This window comes from Kocuria sp. CPCC 205297 (genome assembly GCF_040981035.1).
Taxonomy (GTDB): domain Bacteria; phylum Actinomycetota; class Actinomycetes; order Actinomycetales; family Micrococcaceae; genus Kocuria; species Kocuria marina.
On sequence record NZ_JAVKPY010000007.1, the window covers coordinates 135,952 to 155,226 of the forward strand.

Here is a 19,275-nt window from a genome sequence, read left to right on the forward strand (position 1 = left end):
ATCCGGACGCGCGGTCACCCGCCGTTTGCTGGACCAAGGCGGGGGCCGGGGTGCAGTGCTCGGGCGACCGGGCTTAATCATAGTTGTTCACATTTTAGTTGTCCACAATTAGATAGAGACACCAGTTGTCCTTCGCGGTCGCGGCGCGGTACCGGGCCGGTCACGCCCAGCGCGGACGACGTGGCACGGTACCGGGCCGCGGTGGAATTCTGGGACGCATGACCCACGAACACGCTCCCCACCGCACGCCCGAGACCGCTGCCGGCTGGGACGAGCGCTACGGCGCCACGCACATCTGGAGCGGCGAGCCCAACGGTGCCCTGATGGCGCTCACGTCGGACCTCGCTCCCGGCACGGCGCTGGACGTGGGTTGCGGTGAGGGCGCCGACGCCGTGTGGCTGGCCCGACGTGGCTGGACGGTGACGGGGCTGGACGTCTCACGCGTCGCCGTCGACCGCGCTCGGGCCGCGGCAGAAGCCGCGGGGGTCGAGATCACGTGGCTCGTTGAAGGGTTCGGCGAGCGCCCCCTCGGCCCGTTCGACCTGGTGTCCGCCCAATACCCCGCGGTGCCCAAGCGGGGCGACGACGCAGCGGTGCGCGCGTTCGCGGACGCCGTGACACCGGGCGGGCGGCTGGTGTTCGTGCATCACGAGCTGGATGAGACACCTCACGGTTTCGACCCCGCCGACTACGTGATGCCCGAGGACGTGGTGACGTATCTGACCGGGCAGGGATGGCAGATCGAGACGAACGAGATCCGCGAGCGACACCTGGAACGCGGTGCCGGGTCCGGCCACTCGCGGGACCGGATGGTCGTGGCGCGGCGGGGCGCGTGAACACCTCCGGCGTGGATCGCGCCTCGGTGGGGCTGCGCTCGCAGCGTGGTCCCGTCCTGCTGGCCGTAATGCTCTCCACGGCTCTGGTGGCCCTGGACGCCACGATCCTGGCGACCGCGGTGCCGAGCATCGTGGGTTCCCTGGGTAACTTCGCCCAGTTCCCGTGGCTGTTCTCGAGCTACATGTTGGCGCAGGCGGTGAGTGTGCCGATCTTCTCCAAGCTCTCGGACATGTACGGGCGCAAACCCGTGATCCTCACCGGCGTGGGGCTGTTCCTGGTCTCCTCCGTGCTCGCGGGATGCGCGTGGAGCATGCCGTCGCTCATCGTCTTCCGGGTGATCCAGGGATTGGGTGCGGGAGCCGTGGCGCCCATGGGCATGACGATCGTGGGGGACATCTACACCGTGGCCGAGCGCGCCGCCGTGCAGGGGTACGTGGCCGGGGTGTGGGCGGTCTCTTCGGTCGTGGGGCCCACATTGGGTGGGCTGCTGTCCCAGTTCTTGAGTTGGCGGTGGGTCTTCTTCGTCAACATCCCGGTGGCCCTCGTGGCGGGGTGGCTGTTGCTGCGCAGCTATCACGAGAAGATCGAGCGCGAGGAGCACCGGGTGGACTTCACCGGTGCCGCGGTGCTCGCGATCGCCCTGTCCGCCCTCATCCTCGGCGCACTGGAGGGCGGCAACGCGTGGGAGTGGCTTTCGGTACCCACCCTGGTGTGCGGCGTCGTCGGCGTCGTGGGGCTGGCGATCTTCGTGGCCGTCGAGCGTCGCGCGAGCGAACCGATCATCGACCTCGCGCTGGTACGACGCCGCGTGGTCGCAAGCACCACCCTGGTCTCCCTGGGGATCGGCGCGCTGCTGGTGGGGATGACGAGCTACGTTCCCACCTATTTGGAGCGCACGGCCGGGGCCACACCGATCGCGGCGGGAGCGGCCGTGGCCGCCGTGAGCATCGGCTGGTCCGTGGCTGCGTCCACGGCGGGGCGGATCTACATGCGGTGGGGCTTCCGGCGCACCATGTTTCTGGGCGGTGCGATCGCGACCGTGGGAGCGGCCCTGACCGCCGCGCTGTCGCCGTGGCCGAGCGTGATCGATATGGCCGTGTGCGCGTTTATCATCGGGCTGGGGCTCGGTTACACCGCGGCGCCGTCGCTGATCATGGCCCAGTCCTCGGTGGAGTGGAACCAGCGCGGGTCGGTGACGGGTCTCAACATGTTCGCCCGCTCCGCCGGCTCAGCCGTGGGGGTGGCGATCTACGGCGCCATCGCCACCAACCTCATCCGTGCCGGTGGCGGTGAGGGCGATCCCGCCACCGTGATCCACGCCTCCGGATGGGTCTTTGTGGCGGCGGCGGGTACCGCCGTACTCATGGCCACCGCGACACTCGCCGTCCCGCGGGACGAGCCTGACTCGGTGAAGTGAGCCGCGGGTACCGGCGGGTCGGTGGGGCGTCCACACGGGCCCGGTACGCCGTCGCCGCCGGGGTTCGCACGACGTCGGCACCCCGGGACCCATGGTGGCCTCGGCGCCCGGGGGTGCGACGTCGCCCCCGGGTTTGCCACGCAGCAGCGACGTACCCGCTCCGTATGCCACCTTCTCCCCCACCACCCCTCCCTCCCCTACCCTGGCCCCATGACCTCCTCCATCCGTCACCGCTTCACCGGCCACATCGCCGGGGTCGGCACGTCCTCCGGCACGCGGCTAGTTCTGGGGTGCTGGTCCCACACGCCGCAGGGCCCGTTCGCGGACGTCATGGTCGCCCACCCGGACGGACGCCGCGAACTGCTGGCACCCAACGACTGGGTCGCGCATTTCGTGTCCGACACCTACACCTTCGACACCGTCACCCGCGTCCCCGTGAACGTGCAGCGCACGGGCTTCTCCCGCGCCTCCCGGTGGACGGTCACCGCGGGGCCGCTTACATGGCACTTCAGCGTGGGGCCGCGAGCGCCCCTGGGGTACCTGCTGCAGGCGGTCCCCCGACCGATCAGCACCTCGCTGCCCTTCGCCCGGCTCACCGATCAGGTGGCCCACCGCGTGATGCCCGGCGTGCGCACCCTGGGTACGGCCGGCAACGACCGCACCGAGTGGTACGCCGCCTACGACCTCCACACCATCACCCACTCCCGCGCCACCTGGGACGACCAGGACCTGGGCTGCCTCACGGACATGACCCCGGCCCCGGACTTCGGTTTCAGCTCCACCCCGCGCCGGCCCAGCCTCACCGCCCTGACCAGCACCGTCCGGGTGCCCGACGCCGCTGCGGTCACCTCCCCTGCGCGGACCCCGGAACTCGGGTGAGCGCCGTCGACGAACCGGCAGAACTGCGTCGACTGAGACCGGAGGACGCGCTGGCGCTACAAGCGCTGCTCGAGGCGACCCCCGATTACACCCGCCGGATCAGTGGACACGCGCCCCTCCCCGGCGACGCCGCCGAGATCCTTTCCGCGCTCCCGCCCGGCCTCGCACGCGAACAGAAGTACGACGTCGGGCTGTTCCGCGGGCCTGCTCTGGTAGCCATGGCCGACGTCATCCGCAATTTCCCCGAGGAGCATCACGCTCACATCGGTCTGCTTCTCGTGCGGCAGGACCACCAGGGAGAGGGCCTGGGGCGGGCGATGCATGATGCCGTCACGAACCTCGTGAGCGGCTGGCCCGAGGTGACCACACTGCGCCTGGGGATCGTGGAGACCAACGCGGCGAGCGCCGTCGGCTTCTGGAAGGCTCGGGGATACGAGCCCACGGGCGAGACCGCGCCGTACGAGAACGACGAGGTGCGCAGCCGTGTGACCTTGTGGGAACGACCGGTACACCCGACCCCGCCATCCCATGAGAGGACCGCCACATGACCCGGAACTGGTTCGAGCAGGGCGGAGGGAACTACGCCGCGCACCGCCCCGATTACCCCGCGGAGCTGGGCGCGGAACTGGCACGGATCGCCCCGCGGCGGGGCACCGCGGTGGACGTGGGCTGTGGGACAGGCCAGCTCACGGGCTTGCTGGCCGAGCACTTCACGCACGTGATCGGCGTGGACCCTGGTGAGGATCAACTCGCTCATGCCGCCCCCGCACGCGGCGTCGACTACGCGCACGGGACGGCGGAGGATCTGCCCGTGGCCGACGGCCGCGCCGATCTCGTGACCGCGGCCCAGGCCGCACACTGGTTCGACCTGCCGGCCTTCTACACGCAGGCACGCCGCATCGCGGCCCCCGGCGCCGTCCTCGCACTCATCAGCTACGGCGTGGTGGAGGTGGAGCCGGGCCTGCGGGAACGTTTCGAGCGGTTCTACTGGCGCGAGATCGGTCCGTTCTGGCCGCCCGAGCGCCGCCTCGTGGAGACCGGGTACCGGGACATCGACTTCCCCTTCCCGCAGGTCCCGGTGGCCGCGCTGTCCATCCGGCGATCCTGGCCGCTCGATGCCCTCCTGGGCTACTTGGGCACGTAGTCTGCGGTGCGCAACGCCGCGGAGTCCGGGCACGACGACGTTCTGCGCCATTACGCCGCCGACCTCACCGAGGCGTGGGGCGAACCGTCCCGGCCGCGCGACGTCGTCTGGCCCATCACCGTGCGGGCGGGCAGGCTGGACGGGGAGTCCCGATAGGTGCCGCCCGTGCGCTTGGACCGGGTCTCCCGCAGCACCACGTTGTGCCGGCGCACCTGCTCCTCAGCGTCGCGCGACCCGCGCCTCGAGTCCCGCCTTCACCGAGGGCCACTCGTGCTCGAGCACCGAGTACACCACGGTGTCCCGCAGCGCGCCGTTGCGCTCCAACCGGTCCGCGCGCAGCACACCGTCCAGCCGAGCACCGAGGCGCTCGATCGCTGCCCGGGACTGCTGATTGGCCCAGCTCGTCTCATAACGCACGCACCGGCACCCGAGCTCCTCGAACGCGTGGGTCATGAGCAGCAGCTTGGACTCCGCATTCGTCCCCGTCCGGTGGGTGGACGCCCGGTTCCACGTGTGGCCCACGCTCACGCGCGGCACACCCCACTGCGGGTCGTAGAACGTGGTCATCCCGAGCACGACGTCGTCGGCCTGCCGCACGGTCACGAAGGGCAGCATGAATCCCTCGTCCTGCCACGTGAGCCACTTTTCCACGGCCGCGGCCATGCCGTCCGGGTCCGCCACGCTCGTGTACCAGCGCTCCCACATGCGCCCGTCCTCGGTGGCCTCGATCAGCCCGCCCAGGTGCTCGCGGCTGAGGGGTTCCAGGCGGACCAACCGCCCGCGCAATGTCACCGGTGTCCACGTCATGGGATCACTGTCTCACGACGACGCCGCGCGGCCCGCGGGTGCAGCCCCTGACGGGTTCACAACCCCGCAGGACAGCGACTGCCTCCCTACAGGTGTATGCCCACCCCCAAGGGTGCTGACAGTATGGGAGAACCACGTCGCACTCCATGACCGCGGCGTGCGTCAGCTTCGTAGGAGGATCGTCATGTCCGCACGCGATAACAACGCCCCCCAGGTCCCGGGAGTTCCCGGGACCGGTGAGCCGACCATCGAGGAGCCCACCGCTCCCCGTCAGCCGCTTCCGCCCAAGCCCGATCAGGGTGCCCCCGAGCGGGTCACGCCCACGGGTGCGCCCACCGATGCCCCGATGTCCGCGATGGCCCAGCAGGGTGAGTACCTCACCACCGCGCACGGCGCGCGCCTGACGAACTCCGACCAGTCCCTCAAGGCCGGGGCCCGCGGTCCCGTGCTGCTGCAGGACCACCACTTCCGGGAGAAGATCTCCCACTTCGACCACGAGCGCATCCCGGAGCGCGTGGTGCACGCCCGCGGCGCGGGTGCCCACGGCACGTTCCGCGGCTACGGCTCGGCCACCAAGCTCAGCCGCGCGGGCCTGTTTGCCAAGGACAAGGAAACCCCGGTGTTCGTGCGGTTCTCCACCGTGCTGGGCTCCCGCGGTTCGGGCGATCTGGCCCGTGACACCCGCGGTTTCGCCGTCAAGTTCTACACGGACGAGGGCACCTGGGACCTCGTGGGCAACAACATGCCGGTGTTCTTCATCCAGGACGCCATCAAGTTCCCGGACGTCATCCACGCCGGTAAGCCCCACCCGGATCGCGAGATCCCCCAGGCCCAGTCCGCCCACGACACGTTCTGGGACTTCGTGTCCCTGCACACCGAGGCCCAGCACCACACCATCTGGAACATGTCCGACCGCGGCATCCCGCGCTCGTTCCGCATGATGGAGGGCTTCGGCGTCCACACGTTCCGTCTGGTGGCCGAGGACGGCTCCACCGTGCTGGTCAAGTTCCACTGGAAGCCGCGTCTGGGCGTGCACTCCGTGGCGTGGGAAGAGGCCCAGCTGATCAACGGTGCGGACCCGGACTTCCACCGCCGGGACCTAGCGGACGCCATCGAGGCCGGGGCGTTCCCGCAGTGGGAGCTGGGCGTGCAGGTCTTCGAGGACAACGAGGAGCAGAGCTTCCAGGGCATCGACCTGCTCGATCCCACCAAGCTCGTGCCGGAAGAGCTGGTTCCCGTGCAACCCGTGGGTCTGATGACCCTGGACCGCAACCCCTCCAACTACTTCGCGGAGACGGAGCAGGTGGCGTTCAACCCGAACAACCTGGTCCCGGGCATCGACGTGACCAACGACCCCTTGCTGCAGGGGCGTCTGTTCTCCTACCTGGACACCCAGATCACCCGCCTGGGCGGACCCAACTGGAACCAGCTGCCCATCAACCGCCCGCACGCGGCGGTCAACGACATGCTGCGTGACGGTTTCCACCAGAGTGCGGTGCACTCGGGTGTGGCCCCCTACCGGCCCAACTCGCTGGACGGCGGCAACCCGGCGGAGACTCCCGAGGACGAGCACGCGTTCATCGACTACCCGGCCCCGGTCCCCACGTCCGTCAAGGAGCGCGTGCGGCCCCAGTCCTTCGAGGACCACTTCAGCCAGCCGCGCCTGTTCTGGCTCTCGCTGAGCGAGGTGGAGCGCGAGCACACCGCCCAGGCCTACGCGTTCGAGCTCGGCAAGTGCTGGGACGAGAACATCCGCACCCGTCAGCTGCGCCACCTGTTCGCGATCGACCCCGCGCTGGGCAAGACCGTGGCCCAGGCGCTGGGGCTGCCCGAGCAGGAGCCCACCGAGGCTCCCGCCCAGGACGTCCAGGCCTCCCCGGCCCTCACCCAGGTGGGCGAGACGTGGCCCGTCGAAGGCCGCCAGGTGGGCATTCTCGTGGGTCCGGACACGGACGCCGACCAGCTCGCCACGCTCGTCTCCGAGATCGACGGCGCGGACATGGTCCCGCTCGTCATCGCACCCCAGGGCGGTGAGGTGGCCCCGGGCATCGTGGCGCACCGCACCCTGCTCACGGCACGGTCCATCGAGTTCGACGCCGTGGTGGTCGCCACCGCCGGCGCTCCTGTGAACCCCGTGGCCGGTGGCCTGGACGCGAAGGCCGGTGCACCCAGCCCGGGTGACATCGACCCCCGCGTGAGCCTGCTGCTCAACGAGATGTGGCGCCACGCCAAGGCGATCGCCGCGTTCGGCCCCGGCACGGACGTGCTGGACGCCCTGCAGATCGCCCAGACGCCTGGCGTCGTGAGCGCGGACTCCGCCAAGGACGTGCTGAGCACCGTGGTGGAACTGCTCGGCAGCCACCGGGTCTGGGAACGTTTCCCGACCACGGGTATGTTGGCCTAATGAATAGGAAGTAGTCGTACTATTTCCGCCGATTGCCCGCGGACCGCTCCACCGCGGTCCGCGGGCAATCCCCGTCTTCAGAGACACCCCACCCGCGCCGAGCACCCACCTTCCCGAGCGGAGAACACCATCATGACGACCGTCCCCACCCGAACCGTGGCCCCGACCGCTCGCGGACCCGTGAGCACGGCCCTCCTGGAGATCCTGACCGGCCCGGAGGAGACCCCGGCGAGCGGGTACGCGGCGCTGTCCGAAGCGACGGCCACTGCGGTCAACGCGTCGCAGGACGTCCTCGCGGACGAGGACCTGCAGCTGTCCCTGTTCCTGCTCTACCTGTTGCACTACGGGCCCGCGGAATTCGTGACCGCGGACCGCGAGTGGGATCCCGAGCTGCTGCGCGTGCGCACAGTGCTCGAGACCGGTTTCGAGGCTGAGCTGCGCCGTCGCGTGCCCCTCCCCGATCCCCTGCCCGGCGACTCCGCGCAGCTCGTGGACACGATGTTCGCGATGACCGGCGGGGACGCCAAGCCCACCCTGGCCACGTGGCTCGCCCGGCACCCGAGCGAGGAGATCCTGAGCGAGTTCCTGGTCCACCGCTCCATCTACACGCTGCGCGAGGCGGACCCCCACTCGTGGGGCATCGCCCGGTTGCGGGGCCGCGCGAAGGCAGCGCTCGTGGAGATCCAGTCGGACGAGTACGGCGGGGGCCGTCCCGAGCGCGTGCACGCCACGATCTTCGCGCAGACCATGCGAGGTTTCGGCCTGGACGACACCCTGGACCACTACCTGGACCTCGTGCCCGCCCCCACGCTCGCGTCCATGAACCTCATGAGCCTGTTCGGGCTGCACCGCCGGTTGCGCGGGGCCATCGCGGGTCACCTCGCGGCGTTCGAGATGACGTCCTCGATCCCCAACAAGTACTACGGTCGGGCGTTCCGCAAGCTCGGTTACGACGCGGACGTCACCTGGTACTACGACGAGCACGTGGAGGCCGACGCCGTTCACGAACAGATCGCCGCGCGTGACCTCGCCGGGGCGCTCGCCCAGGACGAGCCCGAGCTGCTCGAGGACGTCCTGTTCGGCGCGGCCGCGTGCCTGTACGTGGACGGGCTCATGGGTGATCACATGCTCGAGTGCTGGTCGGACGGGCGGACCTCCCTGCGCGGGAACATGCCGGGACTGCAGACCGTGGGTTCCGAGGCCGCGGCCGCCGAGCGGGTGGCCCTGTGAGCGAGCAGGATCCACGCACCACGGACGACGGGAGCCCCGTCCTCTCGGTGGCGCACGACGCCGAGGATCCCGTGGTGATCACCCCGTGCCCGGACGGACCGCTCTTGGTGCGCGGTGACGTGCTGATTGCCCCGGAACCGGGGGCCGAGCCGCAGAAGCCGCCGCGGCGCGTCGTCGCCCTGTGCCGGTGCAACATGTCGTCGATCGCGCCGTTCTGCGACGGTTCGCATAAGCTCGCGAACTTCCGCACCCGCCCGCCGCGGTACAACATCGGCAACCCCCGCGAGGATCCCGGCGAGGAGGACTGAGCCGGACATCAGAGACCTGAATACGCGATCGGCCCGTGGCATGTGCCACGGGCCGATCGCGTAGTGGTTCAGGTCAGTTCTCGGTGGCGGGCTCGTCGCCCTTGTTGTCCGTCATGGCGCCCACGCCCTCGTCGGCGGGTTCGGCGTCCGCCTGGGTCTCCCGACCTAGGGCCGCACTCTCTTCCTGGGGGCTCATCTTGATGGATTCCTCGCCCGCGTTGGCGGGATTCTTCTCTGCCACGTGTTGTCCTTTCGTCGGACGTCTCGGTCGGCGGAATCGCTGACCCTCCCATCCTCGTCAGCGTACTGACGATTGACAAGAGAAGACGTCCCCCGGCCGATGTCAAGCGGATGTCATCGCACTACACGTTGTGACGCACGGCGCAACATTCCTTGGGTGAGCGCCCACCCGGTTCCTAGGCTGAGTCACCTCACCCCTTCCACTGCACAGGAGTCGCACCGTGCGTACATTGATCTTGCTCGCCCTGGTGGGTTTCGGGGCGCAACTCGTGGACGGTTCGCTCGGTATGGCCTACGGCGTGACCTCATCCACCCTGCTGTTGGCCGTGGGTCTGACCCCCGCCTCGGTGTCCGCGACAGTGCACCTCGCGGAGGTGGGCACCACCCTGGCCTCCGGGCTCTCGCACTGGCGCTTCGGCAACATCGATTGGCGCGTCGTGGGCTTCATGGCGGTTCCCGGCGGGATCGCCGCGTTCGCGGGCGCCCATCTGCTGACCCTCTCCGGGGAGGCTGCCGCACCGGTGATGTCCGTGATCCTGTTGCTGCTGGGCTGCTACGTGATGTGGCGGTTCTTGCGGCTCGGCGGGCGGCGCCCGAACTTCACGGGCAAGGTGCGCGGATTCTTCCTGATCCCCCTGGCCACGGTCGCGGGCTTCATGGACGCGATCGGCGGCGGTGGGTGGGGCCCCGTGGGCACCCCCACCCTGCTGGCCTCCGGCAAGATCGCCCCGCGCAAGGTCATCGGATCCATCGACACGTCCGAGTTCGTGGTCAGTCTGGGTGCCTCCGTGGGGTTCCTGATGGCACTCGGCAGCCAGGGCATCGACTTCGGCATGGTCCTGGCTCTGCTGATCGGCGGTGTGGTGGCCGCGCCGATCGCCGCGTGGCTCGTGCGTTGGCTCGCCCCGCGCATCCTCGCCGTCGGCGCCGGCGGACTCATCATCTTCACAAACACGCGTACCCTGTTGCGCCTGGACGCCGTGCAGGCGCGCCTCCCCGGCGACGCCGCGTACTACGCGATCCTCGGCGTGCTCGCCCTGCTGTGGATCGTCGCGGTCGTCTGGGTCGTGCGCCGCGAACTCGCCGACCGCCGCTCCGCGACCCTGCGCACCGAGGTGCGCGTCCCCGAGAACGTCTGAGGGCGACGTCGCGCCGAGGGGACGTGACATCCCCCTCGGCGCCGTGGGGCTCGTGGCTCCCGCCCGCGCGTCACGTCAGGGCCGCAGGACGCCGGGGACGTGCCGTGCGCTCTCATCGGGCGCGGTGCGATGCGCTCGTCAATCCTCCACCACGGTCACGGTGACCTCGATGTTGCCGCGCGTGGCGTTGGAATAGGGGCAGACCTGGTGCGCGGCGTCCGCGAGCTCCTGGACCGCGTCGTGCTCGAGTTCGGGGATGATCACTTCCAACTGCACGGCCAGGGTGAACCCGCCTGCGCCATTGTCGCCGATCTGCACGCGGGCACCCACGGCGGAATCCCCGAGCGAGACCTTCTGCTGGCGGGCGACCATCTGCAGGGCGGAGTGGAAGCAGGCCGCGTACCCGGCGGCGAAAAGCTGCTCGGGATTGGCGCCGTTCCCGGATCCCCCCATCTCCTTCGGCACGGCCAGGTCGAACTGCAGCGACCCGTCCTTGGTGGCGACGCTGCCGTTGCGGCCCGCGCCCTGGGCAAGCGCTTCCGCGGTGTACATAGCCTTCATGATGATTCCTCGTCCTTTCCGTGGCCGGTGAGCCCCGGCCCTGAACGCCGGGTGGTACGACCGCAATCGATGGTAGGTCGCGGTATTTAGATTGTCCACAATCTAGACGTGCACTTTTCATGCGGGACGGGCCGGTGAAGGCCCTCCGGAATCCCCCTCCCCTGCACCCCACCGCGTGATCCGCACACGATTCTCCCTCGCTCCAAAATTACCCCCGGGGGTATGTGCTACAGCGAGCAGGCTCGCTTCGGCGCGCACCCCAGGACCGTCATCATCCCGCAGGAGTGATCGCGCTCATCGTCGTCATCGCAGGGCTGCTGGTGGGGCTCGTCATGGGCGCGCTGGGCGGCGGCGGGGCCATCATGACCGTACCGATGCTCACCTTCACCCCGGGACTCCCCCGACCCACGCAACGGTGGGTTCTCTGGTGGTCGTGATCTCGGGTGCGATTTCGGGCCTGGTCTCGCATCTCCGGGGCCGCCACGTCCGCTCTGGGATCGGCGTGGTCTTCGGCGCCCTGGGCACAGGGGGTGCGGTGCTCGCTGCCGACGTGTCCGGACTGCTGGACGACGCCGTGCTGCTCACGCTGTTCTCGGCGCTGCTCATGGTCGTGGCCGCGGCCATGATCGTGAATAACACGCGGCGACGCTCGCCCCGCCCGTCCTCGAACCACGACGGCCCCGAGAACCGTCCCGTATGATCCGACCCGCGCTCATGGCTACCGCTCATCCTCACCGCCCTCGTCAATAGTCTCGTGACCCTGTCGCTGCACGCGAGCGTCCTACCCCACCTGGAGTGGGAGGTCGTGGGGCCGCTCGCGGGCGCCGCCGTGGTGGGCTCAGCACTCGGCGCCCGCGTGGGCCACCGGATCAACACGCGCCTGCTGTCGTTGGGCTTCGCCGGCCTGCTGGTGCTCACGGGGTGTTACACCGCCCTGCAAAGCGTGCCCCGGCTCCTGGGCTGACCCTGTGACACCCCGCACCCGAGCCGGGCACCGTCCCGTCCGACAACCACTCGAGAAGGAGAACACCATGTCCTCACCCGCCACCGTTTCCGCCTTCGAACTCCAGGATCCCATGAGGGTGCACCGCTGTTCCTGGACGTCAGGACCCCCGTGGAGTTCGGCATCAGTCACATTCCGGGCTCCGTCAACGCCCCCCTGGCTCTCACCGAGAAGCACACCCGGCAGATCGGGCAGCTACTACCCCGCGACACCGTGGTGATCTGCCGCCCCGGAGCCCGCTCAACGCGCGCCGCGGAGCTGTTGGCCTCGGCGGGTATGACGAGCGCAACTGTCCTGACCGGCGGGATGGACGCATGGCGCGACGCCGGACGCACGGTGCGCACCGGTGCTGGGATCTGGAACGCCAGGTCCGACTGACCGCCGGGTCCCTGGTACTCGCAGGGATTCTGACGAGCACCGTGGCGCCGCGTGCCACATGGTTCTCCGGCGCCGTCGGCGCGGGGCTGGTCTTCGCCGCCGTGAGCAACACCTGCGCCATGGGCCAGCTGCTCTCGGCCCTGCCGCACAACCAGCGCGACCACGTCCACCTGGCGGACGTCACGCGTCGGCTCTCTTGAGACGCGACACCGCAGCGCCGCCGAGAACGTTCTCTCGGCGGCATTGCACGGAGAAGGACCGCATCGTGGTGGTGCCGCCGCTGTACCACTGCTTCGGGATGGTGATCGGCAACCTCGCGGCCACGTCCCACGTCCCACGGCAGCGCGATCATCCTGTCGGGGCCGGGGTTCGACCCGCGGGCCGCGCTTCGCGCCGTCTCCTAGGAGAAGGCCACAAGCCTGTACGGGGTGCCCACCATGTTCATCGCCGAGCTCGAGCTGCCGGACTTCGGGGACTACGACCTGTCCTCGCTGCGCAGCGGCGTGATGGCCGGTTCCCCGTGCCCCATGGAGGTCATATGCGCAAGGTGATCGACAAGATGCACATGAGCGAGGTCGCGATCTGCTACGGCATGACGGAGACCTCGCCGGTGAGCTTCCCGACGCGCGCGGACGACTCGGTGGACCGCTGCGTGGAGACCGTGGGCCGGGTGCACCCGCCCGTGAAGGGCAGGACCGTGGATCCCTCCACAGGTGAGACCGTGCCGCGCGGCACGGCCGGGGAGTTCCACCCCCGCGGCTACTCGGTCGTGAAGGGCTACTGGGGTCAGGAGGAGAAGACCCGCGAGACCATCGACTCCGACGGCTGGTTGCACACCGGGGACATCGCCGTCATGGATCAGGACGGGTACGCGCAGATCACCGGCCGCATCAACGAGATGGTGATCCGGGGCGGGGAGAACATCTACCCGCGCGAGGTCGAGGAGTTCCTCTACACCCACCCGGACATCGTGGACGCCCAGGTGATCGGTGTACCGAGCAAGAAGTACGGGGAGGAGCTCATGGTGTGGATCCGGGCGCGTCAGGGCGCGGCCCCCATCACGACGGAATCCATCGCGCAGTTCTCGCGGGGGAAGATCCCCCACCACAAGATCCCGCACTATGTGCACGTGGTGGAGGAGTTGCCCATGACCGTCACGGGCAAGGTCGCAAGGTGGAGATACGTGAGGAGGCGCTCAAGCTGCTGCATCTGGAGCGCAGAACCCACAGGCCATTTCACGTATATGTGAATGAGTGTTACGGTATAACTAAATACTTACAAGCACGGCGCGAAGGGAGACGCCAATGACCACCATGACTGAGCGGATCACGATCTCGGCCCAGACCGTGCGCGCGGCGCAGGCCCCCGCGCGTCAGGGTTCAACCTTGGTTCTGCGCGATGCAAACGGCGGGGAGGTGGAACTCCCGGACGAGGTCCAGAGGACACTCCTCCATGCACTCACGGCCATTGCCGAGCACGGTTCGGTCAGCATTGCTCAAATGCCCGACGAGCTGACAAGTACGGTGGCCGCGGACATCCTGGGGGTCTCTCGCCCCACCCTTCTCCGTTGGACCCGCGAGGGGCTGATCGAATCCTTTAAGGTCGGATCACATACGCGCTTCCGTCGTTCCGATGTCCTCCGATTGCGGGAACAGCGGGAAACGGAACGTCGCGACGCCTTCGAGAAACTGCGGGCACTCGACGCGGCAGACGATGTCGAGCTTTTCGAGGACTGAGATCATGCGTTCGTGAGCGACACGTGGGGCACCCCTGTTTTCAACCGGGGTGCCCCACGTGATGTCATTAGATTGGGACCATGACGCAAAGAGTTTTCGTCGATGCCAACGTCCTCTTCAGCAAGACCCTGATGGATTGGCTCTTCTTGTTGCGCTTTGAAAACCCCGCGATGTTCCAGGTCCACAGCACGGAGGACGTCTTCGCGGAGGTCATCGCGAACATGCGTAAGAAATGCCCTACAGCTCCGGGACATAGAACCGCCCAGCGGGCGCAGCTGATACGCAAGAACATGGATGAGGTCCTGCAGGGCTTCCCGTCCGATCTCGACTTCACCGGTACGGATCGCCACGATTACCACGTCCACGCAGGGGCCGTTTTCGGAGGCGCAGACATCATCCTCACATGCAACGATCCCAATGACATCACGACAACACCCGAGACAGAACCGTATGAGGTCATCCATCCAGACGATTTCTTTTTGCTGGTTACTGATTCGAATCCGGCCTGCGTAGTTCCCATTGCGCGCAATCAAATAAAGTATTGGAGTGGCAAGTCCAACCACCTGCAGTTGGACCAGGCGCTCCTCAAAGCTGGGTGTCCCCGATTTGCTTTCCGAATCCGAGAGGTCTTAGCCCACATTGCTCAACTACCCTGAGGACGCTTCCTGACATGCTCACGTTGGAGGAGATCTTCCCGCCCTACGGGCTGCGCATCACCTGCAGGAACGTGGAACTGCGTGTACTCCGGGACGAGGACTTCCCGGAGCTCGTAGAACTCGTCCAGAACGGCATCTCGGTCTCCGGCCTCCCCATGCCTTTCCCGCACGCGTGGCACGAGGAACCGTACGCCCCCGGGACACCGGACGGTTTCCCGGCGACGTCACTGTCCTGGTGGTGGACGCAACGGTCAACGTTCGCGCCGGATCGCTGGAACCTGGCGCTGACCGTCCGCTATGACGGCGAGCTCGTCGGCGTGCAGGACGTGATGGCCCAGGACTTCCCCCTCACCCGCTGGGTCACCACGGGATCGTGGCTCGGCCGAGCACACCAAGGCAGGGGTCTCGGGACGCTCATGCGCCAAATGGCAGTCGGCTTCGCATTCGATGAGCTGGACGCGCTCACGTGCGAGTCCGCGTATGTCGTAGGCAATCACGCCTCGGCCGCGGTCAGCCGGAAGACCGGTTACGTGGACAACGGCCTGGCCCGCGGGGTGCAGCACACCCGGGAGGGGACGGTCGGGATGGAGGAGCAGCGCGTCGTCGTCACGCCCGACACCTACGTGCGGCCCGGGGAGCCGGTGACCTACGAGGGCACGCAGGCGCTGCGCCGCTTCTTCAGGATCGAACGCGACTGACCTCCAGCACACTAGAGGCCCACGCGCCATGCTCTGACGACGGCAAGGTAGCAGTCCTCGCGACATCGACCCGTCGCACGACGGGCCGCTGCGGTGCCGCCTCTCAGTACTCCGCCCGCAACCACTCGTCGAAGCGCTGCGAGGTGACGAACGCGTCCTGTGGGATCAGGCCACCGTGGGCGATCGCCCGGCCGAGCAGCGGCGCTTCCTTCAGCACACTGGGCGTGCGGCCCGCGAGGTCACCGCCGGCCGCGAGGATGCGGCGCGCGAAGTTCGCCATGGTGTCCACCTCCGGGCCGCGCACCGCGAGGATCTCGTGACGTGCCTCGCGATGGGTGGTGGCGACCTCGGCGACGAACCGTGCGACCTCCTCGCGCCGCGCGGGCGCCATGAGAAGGGTGGGCACCAGGGCCACCGGGCCGCGGGCGACCAGGCCGGTGGTTGCGGGAATGAAATCGAACCACTGGGTCGAGCGCACCGTGGTGGAGGGGATCCCCGCCTGCTGGTACACGCTTTCCTGCGCGGCCTTGCCCTTGTAGTAGCCGAAACCGCCGTTGACCCGCGGATCCACGGCACCCGCGATGGACAGGCACACGATCCGGCCCACGCCCTGCTCGCGCGCCGCCTTAACGGTCTGAGACGCGGCCCGCGTGAAGAACGGGACGGACTTGCGGGCACCGAACGTCTTGATGTGCAAAGCGTCCACGACCACGTCCACACCCGCCAAGGCCTGCAACAACCCCCGACCTGCCACGACGTCCACCCTCGTGCGGCGGCTCGCCCGCACCACGATATGGCCGACGGCCTCGAGGAGGTCGGCGACGTCGGATCCAAAACTCCCGCTGGCACCCAGCACGGCGATCTTCATGAGGCCAGCGTAGGCGTGGATCGTGCGAGGTTCACAGGGTCTTGAACAGCTCCAGGGCGTGGGCGCGGGAAGCCTTGAGGTCCACGATGGATTCCACGCCCTCCTGCCGCCCGTTCCAGCGGTCCACGTACACGAAGTCCGGGTCGAACTTCTTCTGCTGGGTCTCGGGGTTGAAGATCCGGAAGTAGGGCGCGGCGTCGGTCCCGGAGCCGGCCACCCACTGCCAGTTGTGAGGGTTCGAGGCGGGGTCCGCGTCCACGAGGGTGTCCCAGAACCACTGCTCCCCCAGCCGCCAATCGATCAGCAGGTTCTTGGCCAATAGAGACGCGGTCACCATGCGCACCCGGTTCTGCATGGTCCCGGTCTCCCATAGTTCGTGCATGCCCGCGTCCACCAGGGGGATCCCCGTGCGCCCGCGCTGCCACGCGGCGAGCGCGTCTTCGTCCAGCGGAGGCCATGGGAAGCGCTCGAATTTGGGGTTGATGGGGCGGGTGGCCATGTCCGGGTGGATGTAGAGGTTGTACCAGGCGTACTCCCGCCATCCCAGTTCGGTGAGGAACTTCCCCGGGTTCTCCGCGCCGGACAGCGCCCTGTACCACACGGTGTGCGGGCTGATCTCCCCCCAGCGCAGGTGCGGAGACAGGCCCGACGTCGCCGGTTTCGCCGGGACGTCCCGGTCCTGCGTGTAGGTGGGCAGGCGCTCGTCGAGGAAGTCGTCGAGGCGGTCGTGGGCCGCGCGCTCGCCCACGGTCCACGTGCGGGCCAGCCCTGCCGACCAGTCCGGCGCGGTAGGCAGGAGCCCCCAGTCCTCGAGGGCGTCGGAGGCAGGGGTGGGCTCGGCGGGCACCACGGACGACGGCGCCGGATACGGTTCACGCGGAGGCGGCCCGCTCGTGCACGCGCGCCAGAACGGGGTGAACACCCGGTAGGGGTCACCGGCCTGCGTGGTGATGGCCCACGGTTCGAACATCAGGTTCCCGGCGTAGGAGTGCGCTTCCACCCCGTTCTCCCCAGCCCAGTCCTTGAGCCCGGCGTCCACCGCGCGCTCGGGCCCGCCGTAGCGCCGGTTCCACAGCACACGGTCCGCACCGGTTTCGCGGACGACGTCGCGCACGACCTCCCCCGCCGCCCCTCGCCGCAGGGTCAGAGGCGTCCCCAGGGCGGCGAGATCCGCCGCCAGCGACGTGAGGGAGTGATGCAGCCACCACTTCGCTGCACCCCCGAGGGGCCGGATGCCCGGGGATTCCTCGTCCAGCACGTAGAGGCACACCACAGGCTCACCGTGGGACACCGCCTCGTGCAGGGCGGGGTGGTCGGTGACCCGCAGGTCGTCGCGGAACAGCACCACGGTGGTCATGCGAACTCCTCGATGGGACGTGCGTGGGACGTGCCGGATTCCAGGCCGGTCAAGGGACACCTGTCAGCCTGGCACACCCACCGGTGAGGAGGGACCGGGCACCGGCCTGTGTGGCATCGGCGCCGTGCGCAACACGTCCGACCCCCTCCCACCCCGCGGCGCCGTGTGGCTGATCGTGGCACTGGCCGCGCCGGCCCTGGGGCTGCTGCGCACCACGATCGCCCTGAGCGTCGGGCCTACGGCAACAGCCCGCCGTAGCGCCGGTTCCACGGCACGCGGTCCGCACCGGTTGTGCGGACGACGTCACGCACGGACTCCCCGGCCGTCCAGCACTGCGCGGGGCCCGGAGCCTGCTCCCCGTCAATCTACAGCCCCGGCACAGGCACACCCCACGCGCAGCACAGGCCGGTCGGACCGTGGATCCAGCCCGGCTCCGTAGCGTCGGGGGTTCGACGCGCCACTGAACGCCTTCCGAAGGAGCATGTAATGAACCCGATCCGTCGACGCCGCGGCATCCGCACCTACCCGGCCACCTCCGAGACCTGCGCCATGCAGTCGCAGAGCACCGACCGCGACCACGCGGGCCGCCACCACCCCGGGCACCGCGACACCGGCGGCCCTGACACCGGCCACCCCCGCGATGAGGGTCACGACGCCTCCGGGGCCCTCCCCGCACCCGCAGCCGGCACGTTCGAGGAACGGGTCCTGGACCGCCCCCACGAGGACGTAGAGGACCAGGGCCTCGCTTTCGACCTCGGAACGCTGATCGACCGCCGCCGCGCGCTCGGCATCTTCGGGGCCGGCGCGAGCGTCTTCGCACTGGCGGCGTGCACGGGAACCACGACGTCGAGCTCGTCCAGTTCCGCCTCCGCGACCGCATCGGCGTCCGAGACCGCGAGCGCCACGCCATCGCCCTCCAAGACGTACAACGAGGAGATGCCGCAGGAGACCGCTGGGCCCTACCCCGGTGACGGCTCCAACGGTGCGGACGCGCTGGACGTCTCCGGGGTGGAGCGCAGCAACATCACCGCGAGCATCGACGGCGGCGCCGCGGTGGACGGCGTAGCCATGACCCTGACGATGAACATCGTGGACATGGTCAAGGACAACGGTCCCATGACGGGCGCGGCCGTGTACGTGTGGCACTGCGACCCGGACGGCAACTACTCCATGTACTCGGAGGGCGTGGAGGACGAGACGTACCTGCGCGGCGTCCAGGTGGTGGGCGACGACGGCAAGGTCACCTTCACGTCGATCGTCCCGGGCTGCTACGCGGGCCGCTGGCCGCACATCCACTTCGAGGTCTTCCCGGACATCGGCTCGATCACGAACGCCACCAACGCGGTGCTGACCTCGCAGATCGCACTGTCGGAGGAGATGGCCAACACGGTCTACAAGGACTCCCGCTACCCGGACTCCGCCACGAACATGTCCCAGGTCACCCTGGAGACGGACAACGTCTTCTCGGACGGGGTGGACATGCAGATGCCGAAGGTCTCGGGCAGCGTGGCCAAGGGGTCACGGTGACGATCGACGTCCCCATCGACACGAGCACCGAGCCCACGGCCGCCGCAGCACCGGGCGGCGCGGGCGGTCCCGGCGGCGTCCCGGGC

The 19,275-nt window shown here is 68.9% G+C and carries 24 protein-coding genes and 1 pseudogene; 19 read left to right on the plus strand and 6 right to left on the minus strand.

The window, feature by feature from the left end:
- The first annotated feature begins 218 nt into the window (after window positions 1-218).
- The 5 genes from RF650_RS08400 (at window position 219) to RF650_RS08420 (ending at window position 4,277) form a co-directional block, all read left to right on the plus strand.
- A complete protein-coding gene (locus tag RF650_RS08400) occupies window positions 219-836 on the plus strand; it encodes a methyltransferase domain-containing protein (protein WP_368814641.1) in 618 nt (205 codons plus the stop codon).
- The gene (locus RF650_RS08405; RefSeq protein WP_311254152.1) at window positions 833-2,254 is read left to right on the plus strand and encodes an MFS transporter; all 1,422 of its coding nucleotides are present in this window, start codon (window positions 833-835) and stop codon (window positions 2,252-2,254) included. The genes RF650_RS08400 and RF650_RS08405 overlap by 4 nt, the downstream gene beginning before the upstream one ends.
- Before the next feature lie 210 nt (window positions 2,255-2,464).
- Window positions 2,465-3,133, plus strand: a complete 669-nt coding sequence (locus tag RF650_RS08410; RefSeq protein ID WP_311254151.1) for a hypothetical protein — start codon at window positions 2,465-2,467, stop codon at window positions 3,131-3,133.
- Window positions 3,130-3,681, plus strand: coding sequence for a GNAT family N-acetyltransferase (locus tag RF650_RS08415; protein ID WP_311254150.1), 552 nt, complete (start codon window positions 3,130-3,132; stop codon window positions 3,679-3,681). The genes RF650_RS08410 and RF650_RS08415 overlap by 4 nt, the downstream gene beginning before the upstream one ends.
- On the plus strand, window positions 3,678-4,277 hold the full coding sequence (locus RF650_RS08420) for a class I SAM-dependent methyltransferase (protein WP_207387863.1): 600 nt from the start codon (window positions 3,678-3,680) through the stop codon (window positions 4,275-4,277). The genes RF650_RS08415 and RF650_RS08420 overlap by 4 nt, the downstream gene beginning before the upstream one ends.
- 50 nt (window positions 4,278-4,327) lie before the next feature.
- On the opposite strand, the gene RF650_RS08425 is transcribed toward RF650_RS08420, so the two are convergent.
- Window positions 4,328-4,489, minus strand: a complete 162-nt coding sequence (locus RF650_RS08425) for a hypothetical protein (protein ID WP_207387864.1) — start codon at window positions 4,487-4,489, stop codon at window positions 4,328-4,330.
- Between the two features lie 7 nt (window positions 4,490-4,496).
- The gene (locus RF650_RS08430; protein ID WP_313361603.1) at window positions 4,497-5,084 is read right to left on the minus strand and encodes a GNAT family protein; all 588 of its coding nucleotides are present in this window, start codon (window positions 5,082-5,084) and stop codon (window positions 4,497-4,499) included.
- Window positions 5,085-5,268: 184 nt separating this feature from the next.
- On the opposite strand from RF650_RS08430, the gene RF650_RS08435 reads away from it, so the two are divergent.
- The 3 genes from RF650_RS08435 to RF650_RS08445 all read left to right on the plus strand — a co-directional run bounded on the left by RF650_RS08435 (window position 5,269) and on the right by RF650_RS08445 (window position 9,026).
- Complete coding sequence (locus RF650_RS08435; RefSeq protein WP_368814642.1) at window positions 5,269-7,488, plus strand: catalase; 2,220 nt, start codon at window positions 5,269-5,271, stop codon at window positions 7,486-7,488.
- A 132-nt stretch (window positions 7,489-7,620) separates the two neighbouring features.
- Window positions 7,621-8,718 carry an iron-containing redox enzyme family protein gene (locus RF650_RS08440; protein WP_368814643.1) on the plus strand — a complete coding sequence of 366 codons (1,098 nt, stop codon included), beginning with the start codon at window positions 7,621-7,623 and terminating at the stop codon, window positions 8,716-8,718.
- Complete coding sequence (locus RF650_RS08445) at window positions 8,715-9,026, plus strand: CDGSH iron-sulfur domain-containing protein (protein WP_307723023.1); 312 nt, start codon at window positions 8,715-8,717, stop codon at window positions 9,024-9,026. Before RF650_RS08440 ends, RF650_RS08445 begins: the two co-directional genes overlap by 4 nt.
- A gap of 73 nt (window positions 9,027-9,099) precedes the next feature.
- On the opposite strand, the gene RF650_RS08450 is transcribed toward RF650_RS08445, so the two are convergent.
- On the minus strand, window positions 9,100-9,267 hold the full coding sequence (locus RF650_RS08450; protein WP_165489832.1) for a hypothetical protein: 168 nt from the start codon (window positions 9,265-9,267) through the stop codon (window positions 9,100-9,102).
- 220 nt (window positions 9,268-9,487) lie between these two features.
- On the opposite strand from RF650_RS08450, the gene RF650_RS08455 reads away from it, so the two are divergent.
- On the plus strand, window positions 9,488-10,405 hold the full coding sequence (locus RF650_RS08455) for a sulfite exporter TauE/SafE family protein (RefSeq protein WP_368814644.1): 918 nt from the start codon (window positions 9,488-9,490) through the stop codon (window positions 10,403-10,405).
- 138 nt (window positions 10,406-10,543) lie between these two features.
- Here the strand turns inward: RF650_RS08455 and RF650_RS08460 are convergent, their stop codons facing one another.
- Window positions 10,544-10,966 carry an organic hydroperoxide resistance protein gene (locus RF650_RS08460; protein WP_368814645.1) on the minus strand — a complete coding sequence of 141 codons (423 nt, stop codon included), beginning with the start codon at window positions 10,964-10,966 and terminating at the stop codon, window positions 10,544-10,546.
- A gap of 284 nt (window positions 10,967-11,250) precedes the next feature.
- On the opposite strand from RF650_RS08460, the gene RF650_RS08465 reads away from it, so the two are divergent.
- From RF650_RS08465 to RF650_RS08505, 9 genes and pseudogenes are all read left to right on the plus strand, one after another.
- Window positions 11,251-11,403: a hypothetical protein gene (locus RF650_RS08465; protein WP_186313851.1), complete on the plus strand. Its 153-nt coding sequence runs from the start codon at window positions 11,251-11,253 to the stop codon at window positions 11,401-11,403.
- Window positions 11,382-11,666 (plus strand): TSUP family transporter, encoded by a 285-nt coding sequence (locus tag RF650_RS08470; RefSeq protein ID WP_368814646.1) that lies wholly within the window; start codon window positions 11,382-11,384, stop codon window positions 11,664-11,666. Before RF650_RS08465 ends, RF650_RS08470 begins: the two co-directional genes overlap by 22 nt.
- A gap of 27 nt (window positions 11,667-11,693) precedes the next feature.
- Window positions 11,694-11,930: a TSUP family transporter gene (locus RF650_RS08475; RefSeq protein WP_368814683.1), complete on the plus strand. Its 237-nt coding sequence runs from the start codon at window positions 11,694-11,696 to the stop codon at window positions 11,928-11,930.
- 150 nt (window positions 11,931-12,080) lie between these two features.
- Complete coding sequence (locus RF650_RS08480; RefSeq protein ID WP_368814647.1) at window positions 12,081-12,347, plus strand: rhodanese-like domain-containing protein; 267 nt, start codon at window positions 12,081-12,083, stop codon at window positions 12,345-12,347.
- Window positions 12,284-12,547: a DUF2892 domain-containing protein gene (locus RF650_RS08485; protein ID WP_368814648.1), complete on the plus strand. Its 264-nt coding sequence runs from the start codon at window positions 12,284-12,286 to the stop codon at window positions 12,545-12,547. The genes RF650_RS08480 and RF650_RS08485 overlap by 64 nt, the downstream gene beginning before the upstream one ends.
- A 47-nt stretch (window positions 12,548-12,594) precedes the next feature.
- Window positions 12,595-13,562: pseudogene (locus RF650_RS08490) on the plus strand (AMP-binding protein); the annotation flags it as partial.
- An 89-nt stretch (window positions 13,563-13,651) separates the two neighbouring features.
- Complete coding sequence (locus RF650_RS08495; protein WP_368814649.1) at window positions 13,652-14,083, plus strand: helix-turn-helix domain-containing protein; 432 nt, start codon at window positions 13,652-13,654, stop codon at window positions 14,081-14,083.
- Window positions 14,084-14,163: 80 nt separating this feature from the next.
- A complete protein-coding gene (locus RF650_RS08500; protein WP_368814650.1) occupies window positions 14,164-14,739 on the plus strand; it encodes a PIN domain-containing protein in 576 nt (191 codons plus the stop codon).
- A 14-nt stretch (window positions 14,740-14,753) separates the two neighbouring features.
- On the plus strand, window positions 14,754-15,437 hold the full coding sequence (locus RF650_RS08505) for a GNAT family N-acetyltransferase (protein WP_368814651.1): 684 nt from the start codon (window positions 14,754-14,756) through the stop codon (window positions 15,435-15,437).
- A 103-nt stretch (window positions 15,438-15,540) separates the two neighbouring features.
- Here the strand turns inward: RF650_RS08505 and RF650_RS08510 are convergent, their stop codons facing one another.
- Window positions 15,541-16,305 carry an SDR family oxidoreductase gene (locus tag RF650_RS08510; RefSeq protein WP_368814652.1) on the minus strand — a complete coding sequence of 255 codons (765 nt, stop codon included), beginning with the start codon at window positions 16,303-16,305 and terminating at the stop codon, window positions 15,541-15,543.
- 31 nt (window positions 16,306-16,336) lie between these two features.
- The gene (locus RF650_RS08515; protein ID WP_368814653.1) at window positions 16,337-17,662 is read right to left on the minus strand and encodes a deoxyribodipyrimidine photo-lyase; all 1,326 of its coding nucleotides are present in this window, start codon (window positions 17,660-17,662) and stop codon (window positions 16,337-16,339) included.
- A 486-nt stretch (window positions 17,663-18,148) separates the two neighbouring features.
- Between RF650_RS08515 and RF650_RS08520 the strand changes: the two genes are divergently transcribed.
- Window positions 18,149-19,189, plus strand: coding sequence for a 3,4-dioxygenase subunit beta (locus RF650_RS08520; RefSeq protein ID WP_368814654.1), 1,041 nt, complete (start codon window positions 18,149-18,151; stop codon window positions 19,187-19,189).
- The last annotated feature ends 86 nt before the right edge of the window (window positions 19,190-19,275 follow it).